The organism is Serratia sp. CY38905, assembly GCF_052168875.1.
Lineage (GTDB): Bacteria > Pseudomonadota > Gammaproteobacteria > Enterobacterales > Enterobacteriaceae > Serratia > Serratia sarumanii.
The window spans coordinates 15,395-28,046 of record NZ_JBJNLV010000015.1; the positions used below are offsets into that span (position 1 = coordinate 15,395).

The following is a 12,652-nucleotide window of genomic DNA, read 5'->3' on the forward strand; positions in this document are numbered from 1 at the left end:
GCGACCCAGGTAACAGGGCTAGCCAGCGTTGTTGCGCCGTTCACCCACGGAGCCTGGCGTTGATGCTTTTATAAACATCCGGGTATCGGGTTCCCTTACGCGTCGGCTTACTGTATTTTTATTCAAAATAAATGCATGAATATTGATACTATCCTAACCAAAGGCTGTCAACAGTGAAGATGAAATTACCTCCATTTATTGAGCTGTACCGGGCGTTGATCGCAACGAAGTCGATCAGCGCCACCGATGCCGGCCTCGATCAGAGCAATGAGGCGTTAATCAACTTGCTGGCCGGCTGGTTTGCCGACCTGGGCTTTCGCGTCGACGTACAGCCGGTGCCGGAATCGCGCCACAAATTCAACCTGCTGGCCAGCATCGGCGAAGGCAGCGGTGGCCTGCTGCTGGCCGGCCATACCGATACGGTGCCTTACGACGAAGGCCGCTGGACGCGCGATCCCTTCACCCTGACCGAGCACGACAACAAGCTCTACGGCCTGGGCACCGCCGACATGAAAGGCTTCTTCGCCTTTATTCTGGATGCGGTGCGCGACATCGACGCGAGCAAATTGACCAAGCCGCTGTACATTCTGGCGACCGCAGATGAAGAAACGACGATGGCCGGCGCACGTTATTTCGCCGCCTCCACCGCCATTCGTCCGGATTTCGCCATCATCGGCGAACCGACCTCGCTGCAGCCGGTGCGCGCACACAAGGGCCACATGGCCAACGCCATTCGCATCGTCGGCCAGTCCGGCCACTCCAGCGATCCGGCGCGCGGCGTCAACGCCATCGATCTGATGCACGAATCCATCGGCCGCCTGATGGAGCTGCGCAAAACCCTGCAGGAGCGCTACAACAATCCGGCGTTCGCCGTGCCTTATCCCACCATGAACTTCGGCCATATCAGCGGCGGCGACGCGGCCAACCGCATCTGCGCCTGCTGCGAGCTGCACCTGGATATCCGCCCGCTGCCTGGCATGACGCTCGACAACATCAACGAGCTGATGCATCAGGCATTGGAGCCGGTGAGCCAACGCTGGCCGGGCCGCCTGACCATCGAAGAGCTGCACGCGTCGGTGCCGGGTTACGAATGCCCGACCGACCACCGCATGGTGGCGGTGATCGAGGAGCTGCTGGGCACCCGCACGCAGGTGGTCAACTACTGCACCGAAGCGCCGTTCGTACAGCAGGTCTGCCCGACGTTGGTGCTCGGGCCCGGTTCCATCGATCAGGCCCACCAGCCGGACGAATACATCGACACCGCGTTTATCGAACCGACGCGCAAACTGCTGGGCCAGCTGGTCAATCACTTTTGCCGGCAGTAAACCCGACATTTAACAGGGGAAACGCGCTATGCTTCCCCTAACTCAAAATAAGTAGAAAACGGCGAAATAAGCCACGCTGATAACCGATGCGGCGTAATTAAATTTCAGAAAATGCGCCGATTTTGATGTTTTTTTGCTAAAAATAGTGTCAATTGACGATTGGACAGGAACGCGATGTGATCAGGCAGGCGGTCTGCGCCTGACGCGTGAAATTTATTTACAAGATAAAAATCATACAGAACTGGGTCAGGGGTTATATGAACGAACAATATTCGGCAATGCGCAGTAATGTCAGTATGCTCGGCAAATTGCTCGGCGATACCATCAAAGAAGCGCTGGGCGAGCATATTCTCGATCGCGTTGAGACCATCCGTAAGCTTTCCAAATCCTCACGCGCCGGCAACGAAGCGCATCGCCAGGAGCTGCTCTCCACCCTGCAGAACCTGTCCAACGACGAGCTGCTGCCGGTGGCGCGCGCCTTCAGCCAGTTCCTCAACCTGACCAACGTCGCCGAGCAGTACCACAGCATTTCGCCCAACGGCGAAGCCGCCAGCAACCCGGAAGCGCTGGCGCAGCTGTTCAGCCGCCTCAAAGACAAAAAGCTCAGCGACAAAGAGCTGCAGCACGCGGTGTCGCAACTTTCCATCGAGCTGGTGCTGACGGCGCACCCGACGGAGATCACCCGCCGCACCCTGATCCACAAGCTGGTGGAGGTCAACACCTGTCTCAGCCAGCTCGATCACAACGATCTGGCCGACTACGAGCGCAACAAGATCATGCGCCGCCTGCGCCAGCTGGTGGCCCAGTCGTGGCACACCGATGAAATTCGCAAACATCGCCCTTCCCCGATCGACGAAGCCAAATGGGGCTTCGCGGTGGTGGAAAACAGCCTGTGGGAAGGCGTGCCGGCGTTCCTGCGCGAGTTCAACGAGCAGTTGGAAAACTCCATCGATTACAGCCTGCCGGCGGAAGCGGTGCCGGTGCGCTTCACCTCCTGGATGGGCGGCGACCGCGACGGCAACCCGAACGTGACCGCCGAAATCACCCGCCATGTGCTGCTGCTCAGCCGCTGGAAAGCCTGCGACCTGTTCACCCGCGATATTCAGGTGCTGGTCTCCGAGCTGTCGATGACCGAATGTACCCCGGAGCTGCGCGCCCGCGCCGGCGGTGACGAGGTGCAGGAACCGTACCGCGAAATCATGAAGCAGCTGCGCAGCCAGCTGATGAGCTCCCAGGCCTATCTGGAAGGCCGCCTGAAGGGCGAACGCGTGCTGAAGCCGCACGACCTGCTGGTGAACAACGAGCAGCTGTGGGAGCCGCTGTATGCCTGCTACCAATCGCTGCAGGCCTGCGGCATGGGCATCATCGCCAACGGTCAGCTGCTGGATACCCTGCGCCGCGTGCGCTGCTTCGGCGTGCCGCTGGTACGGATCGACGTGCGCCAGGAAAGCACCCGCCATACCGAGGCCATCGCCGAGCTGACCCGCTACCTGGGGCTGGGCGACTATGAAAGCTGGTCGGAAGCCGATAAACAGGCGTTCCTGATCCGCGAACTGAACTCCAAACGCCCGCTGGTGCCGCTGAAATGGCAACCGAGCGCCGACACGCAGGAAGTGCTGGAAACCTGCCGGGTGATCGCCGAAGCGCCGCAGGGCTCGATCGCCGCCTACGTGATTTCGATGGCGCGCACGCCTTCCGACGTGCTGGCGGTGCACCTGCTGCTGAAAGAGGCCGGTTGCCCGTTCGCGCTGCCGGTCGCTCCGCTGTTCGAAACCCTCGACGATCTGAACAACGCCGACGACGTGATGACTCAGTTGCTGAACATCGACTGGTATCGCGGCTTTATTCAGGGCAAACAGATGGTAATGATCGGCTACTCCGACTCGGCGAAAGACGCCGGCGTGATGGCCGCTTCCTGGGCGCAGTACCGCGCGCAGGACGCGCTGATCAAAACCTGTGAAAAGGCCGGCGTGGCGCTGACGCTGTTCCACGGCCGCGGCGGTTCCATCGGCCGCGGCGGCGCACCGGCGCATGCGGCGCTGCTGTCGCAGCCGCCGGGCAGCCTGAAGGGCGGCCTGCGCGTCACCGAACAGGGCGAGATGATCCGCTTCAAATTCGGCCTGCCGGAAGTCACCATCAGCAGCCTGGCGCTGTATGCCGGCGCGATCCTCGAGGCAAACCTGCTGCCGCCGCCGGAACCGAAGAAAGAATGGCGGGCGCTGATGGACGATCTGTCAGACACCTCCTGCCGGATGTATCGCGGCTACGTGCGTGAAAACCCGGACTTCGTGCCTTACTTCCGCGCGGCCACGCCGGAGCTGGAGCTGGGTAAACTGCCGCTGGGCTCACGCCCGGCCAAACGCAAGCCGAACGGCGGCGTAGAGAGCCTGCGCGCCATTCCGTGGATCTTCGCCTGGACGCAGAACCGCCTGATGCTGCCGGCCTGGCTCGGCGCCGGCGCCGGATTGCAGGAGGCGGTGAAAGCCGGCAAACAGGCGGAACTGGAGGCGATGTGTCGCGACTGGCCGTTCTTCTCCACCCGCATCGCCATGCTGGAAATGGTGTTCGCCAAGGCCGACCTGTGGCTGGCGGAATACTACGATCAGCGCCTGGTGGATAAATCGCTGTGGCCGCTGGGCCAACAGCTGCGCGATCAGTTGGAAAGCGACATCAAGGTGGTGCTGACCATCGCCAACGATGCGCACCTGATGGAAGACCTGCCGTGGATCGCCGAATCCATCGCGCTGCGCAACGTTTATACCGACCCGCTGAACGTCTTGCAGGCCGAGCTGCTGCACCGTTCACGCCAGCAGGAGCAGCCGGACGCCCGCGTCGAGCAGGCGCTGATGGTCACCATCGCCGGCGTCGCCGCCGGGATGCGCAACACCGGCTAGCGAGCCTCATCGCGGCCCCGTTTATCGGGGCCGTTTTTTTATGTCTTGTCTTCCCCCACAAAAAAAAGGCGCCGCAGTAAGCGACGCCCTTTTTCAATGGAACAGGCCTGTCAGGCGGCTGCCACCGGGCGCACGCCCAGCGTGTGGCAGATGGCGTAGCTCATTTCGGCGCGGTTCAGCGTATAGAAGTGGAAATCTTTCACGCCTTCGCGGCTGAGGATCTTCACCATGTCCATGGCGATGTTGGCGCCGACCATTTTGCGGGTCTCCGCATCGTCGTCCAGCCCTTCGAACATGCTGGTCATCCAGCTTGGCACCCGCACGTTGGTCATGGTGGCGAAGCGCTGCAGCTGCTTGAAGTTGGACACCGGCAGAATGCCCGGCACGATTTCCACGTCGATACCGGCGGTGACGCAGCGGTCGCGAAAACGCAGGTAGCTCTCAACGTCGAAGAAGAACTGGGTGATGGCGCGGCTGGCGCCGGCGTCGATCTTGCGCTTCAGGTTGATTAAATCGGCCTGGGCGCTCTTCGCCTCCGGGTGCACTTCCGGGTAGGCGGCGACGGAAATGTCGAAGTCGCCCACGTCTTTCAGCAGCGCCACCAGATCGGTCGCGTACATGTCCGGCTTGCCGCCGCCCGGCGGCAGATCGCCGCGCAGCGCCACGATATGGCGAATGCCGCTGTTCCAATAATCGGCCGCGATGTCGCGCAGCTGCGCCGGGCTGGCGTCGATGCAGGTCAGGTGCGGCGCCGCCTCCAGGCCGGTGCGCTCCTTGATCCCCTTGATGATGCTGTGGGTGCGATCGCGCTCGCCGGAGTTGGCGCCGTAGGTGACGGAAACGAATTTGGGTTTGAGGATGCTCAGACGATCGATCGACTGCCACAGGGTCTCTTCCATCTCGCTGGTGCGCGGCGGGAAGAACTCGAATGATACGTTAATCTGGCCGTTCAACTCCGCCAGACTCTGATTCAGCGCTTCCCGCTGGTTTGCGTGGAAAAAGCTCATACCCTGCTCACCTCTTATCAATCACTGTTTTTTTCATCTTGATGAGCGTCTATACGTTTAGACGTCTAGATAGAAAATGCCGCATGTTGGCTAAAGAGTCAACAGGAAAATGAGGGGAATAAGATGATTAATCTTCACCCGCTCAACGAGGGAATTTCATGACGGCGGCAGGGATAAGTATGGCAGGAAAAGCAAAGGGGCGCGGTGAACCCGCGCCCGCAGAGGATTAAAGCAGCTGCGCCAACCGGTTAAGGTCTGACTGGATCGCTCCGGCGGTCACGTCGCGGCCGGCGCCCGGCCCGCGGATCACCAGCGGATTATCGCGATACCAGCGGCTTTCGATGGCGAACACGTTGTCGCACGGCAGCAACGAGGCCAGCGGATGCTCAGGACGCACCGCCTCCACGCCGACCCGCGCCTTGCCGTTGGCGTCGAAACGCGCCACGTGACGCAGCACCAGGCCCATTTCGCTGGCGGCCTCAAAACGCTGCTGCATCTGCTGGTTCAGCGCCTCGCCGTTCTCGAAGAACTGATCGACGGAGCCCTGCTCGCAGCCCGCCGGCACCAGCGACTCGACCCGCACCTGGTTAGGTTCGATGTCGTAGCCCGCTTCGCGCGCCAGGATCACCAACTTGCGCATCACGTCCTGGCCGGAGAGATCGACCCGCGGATCCGGTTCGGTCAGCCCCTGCTGCCAGGCCTGATCCACCAGCTCGGTGAACGGCACCGTGCCGTCATACTGCAGAAACAGCCAGGAAAGCGTGCCGGAGAAAATGCCGCTGATCGCCAAAATGCTGTCGCCGCTGTCGCGCAGATCGCGCACCGTGTGGTTGACCGGCAGACCGGCGCCGACGGTGGCGTTGTACAGCCAGTGGCGGCCGGTTTTGGCGAAGGCGTCGCGAATTTGGCGATAGGTATCGCTGCACGAGGCTCCCGCCAGCTTGTTGGCGCTGATCACGTGGAAACCGTAGCTGGCGAAATCCAGATACTGCCCGGCCAGCTCTTCGCTGGCGGTCACGTCGAGCACCACCAGATCGTCGAACGGGTGCGCGCGCATCCACAGGAACAGCGACTCTTCGTCGAGCGCCTGCGCCTCGTCCTCAAAGAACGCCAATGCGCGGCTGGCGTCCAGCCCTTCGTAGTTCAGCAGGCTGCGGCGGCTGTCCACCACCCCCGCCAGGATAAATTCGAAGCCGCTGCGCGCGGAAATATTGGTCTGCTCGCGGGCAAACAGCTCCAGCCAGCGCGACCCAATGTTGCCCTTGCCGAACAGCACCAGACCGATGCGCTTCTCGGCGCGGAACAAGCTTTGGTGCAGCCCCTGGATCAGCAGCGCGGTCGGCCCCTGACGCAATACCGCCACCAGGCTGATGCCATCTTCCGCCTGCCAGATAAACTCGACCGGCTGATCTTTCAGCTGCTGATAGAAACGATGGCTGTGCAGCGGGTTCTTGCACACCCCGGCGCCGACCATCGCCACCAGCGCCAACCCTTCGCGCAGGTGCAGTTCACCCGGCAGCGCCGAGGCCTGCAGGATCGCCAGCGCGCTGTTGACCACCTCGGAGGTGTAGCACAGCTGCACCCGATTGCGATCAGGATGGATGCCCACCGCCAGCGGTTTGATCTGCGCGCGCTTGAGCACCAGATCCAACTCTTTCTGCGCCAGTTTGAAGTCATGCTGAGCGGCGACGTGCAGCTCAATCAGACACACGTCATCGTGGCTGGTGACAATCTTGGCGCCGGTGCCGGACGCCAATACGCGCTCGATGCGCGTCGAGCCCTGCTCCGGCTGGTAGCTGCAGCGCAGCTGAAGATCGATATCGCTGCCGGAGACCGGCTGCAGGGTGCGGGTATGCAACACCGGTGCCGCCAGGCGCGCCAGCTCGCTGGCTTCGTCCAGGCGCAGCAGCGGCAGCAGGCAGGCGTCTTTCACCTTGCGCGGGTCGGCGCTGTACACCCCGGCCACGTCGCTCCAGATGGTGACGCGCGCCGCGCCGGCCAACGCGCCGACCTGAGTGGCGGAGTAGTCGCTGCCGTTACGCCCCAACAGCACGGTTTCCCCGGCGTCATTGCGCGAAATGAAGCCGGTCACCACCAGGCGTTTGCCCGGATGTTGAGCCAACAATTGCTGCAGCAGCGGATAAGAACGGCCTTCATCCACCTGCGGCTGCGCGGCGCGCTCGGCGCGCAGGAAATCACGCGCATCCAGCCAGGCCGCCTGCATATCCAGGTGGTTGAGCACCGCCGCCATCAGGCGCGCCGACCAGATCTCGCCGTGCCCGACCACTTCGGCATAGCACACCTCGTCGACTTTGCCGTCCAGCAGCACCGCCAGACGTTCCAGATCCTGAATAAACTCGGCGATCAGCGGCTCGGCGCTTTCCGGCGGCAGCAGGCCGCTGATAAGATCGCTGTGATAACGACGCAACGTCTGCTGCACCTGGTGCGCAGACAGGCGATCGCTCTGGCTGAGCTTCAGCCAGTTGATCAACTGGTTGGTGGTACTGCCGGCGGCCGATACCACCATCATGTCGCCCGGCTGGCTGTATTCCGCCATAATCCCGGCCACACGCAGATAACACTTCACATCCGCCAGACTGCTGCCGCCAAACTTGTGCAGTTGACGCCCACTCACCGGCCCTGCTACAGCAATTGCATTCATGCTTACCTCGTTGCCGCCGCCTGGAAAGCGCGTTCCAGATCGGCAATCAAATCTTCACTGTCTTCAATACCCACGGAAATGCGCAGCAGGCTCTCGGAGATGCCGGCCGCTGCCCGCGCCTCCGCCGCCATGCCGGCGTGGGTCATGGTCGCTGCATGCGAGATCAGGCTTTCTACACCGCCCAACGATTCTGCCAGAGTAAACAGCTCAAGGGCAGAGAGAAAACGGCGCAGCACCGCTTCATCGCCGTCCAGTTCAAAACTCAGCATCGCGCCGAAACCGCGCTGCTGCCGGCGGGCGATCTCATGCCCCGGATTCTCCGGCAGGGAGGGATGATACAGCTTTTTCACCAACGGTTGCTGCTGTAAATAGTCAACAATCGCTTCAGCGTTTTGCTGCGCCGCCTTGATGCGCGGCGACAGCGTGCGCATGCCGCGCAGCAGCAGATAGCTGTCGAACGCGCCGCCGGTCACGCCGATATTGTTCGCCCACCAGGCCAGCTCGACCGCCAGCTCGGGATCTTTGGCGATCACCGCCCCGGCCACCACGTCCGAATGCCCGTTCAGGTATTTGGTGCACGAATGGACCACCAGATCGGCACCGAGTTCGATCGGCTGTTGCAGGGCCGGGCTGAGGAAGGTGTTGTCCACCACCGTCAACGCGCCCGCCGCGTGCGCGGCGGCGCAGATCGCCGCGATATCCACCACCCGCAGCAGCGGGTTGCTGGGGCTTTCGATCAACACCAGCTTCGGCTTTTGCGCCAGCGCCTGTTGCAGGGCGGCTTCATTACCCTGATCGACGAACAGCACGCGATAGGCACCGCGTTTGCTCAGGCTGTCGAACAACCGATAGCTGCCGCCGTAGCAGTCGTGCGGCGCCACCAGCAGATCGCCGGGCTTCAGCAGCACGGTGGTCACCAGATGGATCGCCGACATCCCGCTGCCGGTCATCACCGCGCCGGCGCCGCCTTCCAGCTCCGCCAACGCGCGTTGCACCACGTCGCGCGTCGGGTTGCCGCGGCGCGAGTAATCATGGGCTCGGGGTTGGTTGAAGTCGGTAAAGTTATAGGTGCTGGACAGATGAATCGGCGGGACAACGCAGCCGTACTGTTCGTCGTCGTTCAGGCCGCTGCGTACGGCAATCGTGGCTGGTTTACGCGTCATGGGCTCGCTCGGCTCTCGGTTCGGTGAATGAGGCCTAAAGAGTAATCGCAGGATTGATAGACGTCAATACATCTGGACATCTAAACTTCTCTGCGTATAGATTGAGCAATGGCACAATACCCGCTAAAATTATGCCGATATGACATGACGATAAGATGTTAAGCCGCAATGCCTGGCCGAGGCGGGGCATTCAGTGACCCTGGTCGCGTAAAATTGACATTTATTTAGTGAGAACAGTGAAGATCGGGCATAATTGGCCGGTTTTTAGAATTTTGTAATTTTTCTGACAAAGTTAAGGTGTCCCATGGCTGAGTGGAACGGCGAGTATGTCAGCCCTTACGCTGAACACGGTAAAAAAAGCGAGCAAGTCAAAAAGATCACGGTATCCATTCCGCTGAAGGTCCTGAAAATCCTCACCGACGAACGGACCCGTCGCCAGGTGAACAACCTGCGCCACGCCACCAACAGCGAACTGCTGTGTGAAGCGTTTCTGCATGCCTTTACCGGCCAGCCGCTGCCGAACGATGAAGACCTGCGCAAAGAGCGCAGCGATGAAATTCCGGAAGCCGCGAAAGTGTTGATGCGCGAACTGGGTGTCGATCCCGATACCTGGGAATATTGAGAACCGCCCGGCGAACGCCGGCGGCAGAAACGAAAAAAGGCGCCAAAGGCGCCTTTTTCATCGGACGATAAGAAATCTTATTTCTTAGCGCCTGGTACGCTGAAACGCTTGTTGAAGCGGTCAACGCGGCCACCGGTAGCAACGTCACGCTGCTTGCCAGTGTAGAACGGGTGGCATGCGCCACAAACGTCCAGGTTCAGATCGTGACCCACGGTGGAGCGGATCTTCATCACGTTACCGCAAGAGCAGTTAGCAGTAACTTCTTCGTATTTTGGGTGGATACCTTGTTTCATGGGAAACCTCAGTTAAGGCCGTGTCGCTATCCAGCCCTGTTTCGCCAGACACCACACGTGGTTGATAATAGAATTTTGGTATCGAATTATACCAAAGGCGGCAAATTATACAGCATTAGCCGGGGCGCGCAATCGGAACCGTACATTTGCCGATGCGCCGTGTAAACTGATGCCCACTTTTTTCAATTTGGATGAGATCATGCCCGTCGTACACGTTGCCTTGCCGGTCCCCCTCGCCCGCACCTTCGACTATCTGCTGCCGCCCGGCATGCAGCCGGTGGCCGGCGCGCGCGTGGGCGTGCCCTGGGGCAGGCAGCATGCGATCGGCATCGTCACCGGCTGCAGCGACACCAGTGAACTGCCGCTGGACAAGCTCAAACCGATCGACAGCGTGATCGACGCCGAATCGCTGTTCTCCCCCAGCCTGTGGCGCATCCTGCGCTGGGCCAGCGATTACTATCACTACCCCATCGGCGAAGTGCTGTTCCATGCGCTGCCGATCCTGCTGCGGCAAGGCAAACCGGCCGAGGCCGCGCCGCTGTGGCAATGGTTCGCCACCGAAGAGGGGCGCGCCACCCCGCCCGAAAGCCTGAAACGCGCGCCGAAACAGCAGCAGGCGCTGGCGGCGCTGCTGCAACGCCCGGTCTATCGCCATCAGGTCAGCCAGCTTGAGTTGACGGAAAGCGCCCTGCAGGCGCTGCGCGCCAAAGGGCTGATCGATCTGCGCGCTCAGGTCGCGGATACGCACGACTGGCGCCCCAACTTCGCAGTGCTCGGCGAGCGGCTGCGGCTGAACACCGAGCAGGCTACCGCCGTCGGGGCGATCAGAAGCGAGGATGAGCAGTTCGCCGCCTGGCTGTTGGCGGGGGTAACCGGCTCCGGCAAGACCGAAGTCTACCTCAGCGTGCTGGAAAACGTGCTGGCCAAAGGCCGACAGGCGCTGGTGCTGGTGCCGGAAATCGGCCTGACGCCGCAAACCATCGCCCGCTTTCGCGAGCGCTTCAACGCGCCGGTAGACGTGCTGCACTCCGGGCTGAACGACAGCGAACGGCTGGCGGTTTGGCTGCGCGCGCGCAGCGGCGAAGCCGCCATCGTCATCGGCACCCGTTCGGCGCTGTTCACGCCGTTCCGTCAGCTGGGCGTGATCATCATCGACGAAGAGCACGACAGCTCTTATAAACAGCAGGAAGGCTGGCGCTACCACGCCCGCGATCTGGCGGTGTTCCGCGCCCGGGAAGAGGACATCCCGATGGTAATGGGCTCCGCGACCCCGGCATTGGAAACGCTGCACAACGTGCAGCTGGGTAAATATCGCCAGCTGAAGCTCACCCAGCGCGCGGGCAACGCCAAACCGGCGGCGCAGCACCTGATCGATCTGAAGGGGCTGCCGCTGAAGGTCGGCCTGTCGCAGCCGCTGCTGAAGAGCATGCAGCACCATTTAAAAGCCGGCAATCAGGTGATGCTGTTCCTCAACCGCCGCGGTTACGCTCCGGCGCTGCTGTGCCACGAGTGCGGCTGGATAGCCGAATGCCAGCGCTGCGATCACTATTACACCTTCCACCAGCACCAGCGCCAGTTGCGCTGCCACCACTGCGACAGCCAGCGGCCGGTGCCGCACCAGTGCCCACAGTGCGGCTCCACCCACCTGGTGTCGGTCGGCGTCGGCACCGAACAGCTGGAGCAGGAGCTGGCGCCGCTGTTCCCCGACACGCCGATCACCCGCATCGATCGCGACACCACCAGCCGCAAAGGGGCGCTGGAGCAGCACCTGGCGGATATCCATCGCGGCGAAGCGCGCATTCTGATCGGCACGCAGATGCTGGCCAAGGGCCACCATTTTCCCGACGTCACGCTGGTGGCGTTGCTGGACGTGGACGGCGCGCTGTTCTCCGCCGACTTCCGCTCAGCCGAGCGTTTCGCTCAGTTGTATACCCAGGTCTCCGGGCGGGCCGGCCGCGCGGGCAAACAGGGGGAAGTGCTGCTGCAAACCCACCATCCGGAGCACCCGCTGCTGCAGGTACTGCTGCAACAGGGTTACGACGCCTTCGCCAAACAGACGCTGGCGGAGCGCAACAGCGTGTTTCTGCCGCCTTACACCAGCCACATCATCGTGCGCGCCGAAGATCACGACAACCAGCAGGCCCCGCTGTTCCTGCAGCAGCTGCGCAACCTGCTGGAAGCCAGCCCGCTGAAGGACGATTCGCTGTGGGTGATGGGCCCGGTGCCGGCGCTGCAGTCCAAACGCGGCGGCCGTTTCCGCTGGCAGCTGCTGCTGCAGCACCCGACGCGGCGCGTCCTGCAACAGCTGATGAAAAGCTCGCTGCCGCTGATCGGCACCCTGCCGCAAACGCGCAAGGTGAAATGGACGCTGGATGTCGATCCGATCGACAGCTGATCCCGGAAAAGTCCGATTTAGCTGCCGCAGTGCAAACGTTTACCCTTGAAATTGCGAGCGAACGCTAAAAAACCTTCTCAGGTCACATTTTTTATGCAAATTAGGTAACAAAGGCGGGGCGTATTCTGTTTAGAATGTCTGCGAGGGCAAATTTTGTCGCCACATCGCAGCGCGACGGAGTGCCCGAACGCGAGTGGCGCTCAATGACAACAATTTCGCCACCGCATGCCGGACATTGTGAGCAAACAGCAGTAGTGGCGTCGGCATGGGGCTGACGCAAGGAGAAAGGCG

8 protein-coding genes are annotated in these 12,652 nt (G+C 61.7%); 4 read left to right on the plus strand and 4 right to left on the minus strand.

Features of this window, described 5'->3' with window-relative positions:
• The first annotated feature begins 179 nt into the window (after positions 1–179).
• Both argE and ppc read left to right on the plus strand, forming a co-directional pair.
• The gene (argE, locus tag ACJ8MK_RS22530; RefSeq protein WP_033649896.1) at positions 180–1,325 is read left to right on the plus strand and encodes an acetylornithine deacetylase; all 1,146 of its coding nucleotides are present in this window, start codon (positions 180–182) and stop codon (positions 1,323–1,325) included.
• 257 nt (positions 1,326–1,582) lie between these two features.
• Positions 1,583–4,219, plus strand: coding sequence for a phosphoenolpyruvate carboxylase (gene ppc / locus ACJ8MK_RS22535; RefSeq protein ID WP_033638623.1), 2,637 nt, complete (start codon positions 1,583–1,585; stop codon positions 4,217–4,219).
• 110 nt (positions 4,220–4,329) lie between these two features.
• On the opposite strand, the gene metF is transcribed toward ppc, so the two are convergent.
• The 3 genes from metF to metB form a co-directional block, all read right to left on the minus strand.
• The gene (gene metF / locus ACJ8MK_RS22540) at positions 4,330–5,226 is read right to left on the minus strand and encodes a methylenetetrahydrofolate reductase (RefSeq protein ID WP_033649895.1); all 897 of its coding nucleotides are present in this window, start codon (positions 5,224–5,226) and stop codon (positions 4,330–4,332) included.
• Between the two features lie 226 nt (positions 5,227–5,452).
• Positions 5,453–7,888 (minus strand): bifunctional aspartate kinase/homoserine dehydrogenase II, encoded by a 2,436-nt coding sequence (locus ACJ8MK_RS22545; protein ID WP_033649894.1) that lies wholly within the window; start codon positions 7,886–7,888, stop codon positions 5,453–5,455.
• A gap of 2 nt (positions 7,889–7,890) precedes the next feature.
• Positions 7,891–9,051: a cystathionine gamma-synthase gene (gene metB, locus ACJ8MK_RS22550; protein ID WP_033645215.1), complete on the minus strand. Its 1,161-nt coding sequence runs from the start codon at positions 9,049–9,051 to the stop codon at positions 7,891–7,893.
• A 304-nt stretch (positions 9,052–9,355) separates the two neighbouring features.
• On the opposite strand from metB, the gene metJ reads away from it, so the two are divergent.
• Positions 9,356–9,673 (plus strand): met regulon transcriptional regulator MetJ, encoded by a 318-nt coding sequence (metJ, locus tag ACJ8MK_RS22555; protein ID WP_006317756.1) that lies wholly within the window; start codon positions 9,356–9,358, stop codon positions 9,671–9,673.
• Positions 9,674–9,750: 77 nt separating this feature from the next.
• Here metJ and rpmE read toward each other — a convergent pair whose 3' ends face one another.
• Positions 9,751–9,966, minus strand: coding sequence for a 50S ribosomal protein L31 (rpmE, locus tag ACJ8MK_RS22560; protein ID WP_004931078.1), 216 nt, complete (start codon positions 9,964–9,966; stop codon positions 9,751–9,753).
• A 199-nt stretch (positions 9,967–10,165) separates the two neighbouring features.
• On the opposite strand from rpmE, the gene priA reads away from it, so the two are divergent.
• Entirely contained in the window at positions 10,166–12,361 is a 2,196-nt protein-coding gene (gene priA / locus ACJ8MK_RS22565; protein ID WP_033654545.1) for a primosomal protein N', read from the plus strand.
• Positions 12,362–12,652 lie beyond the last annotated feature (291 nt).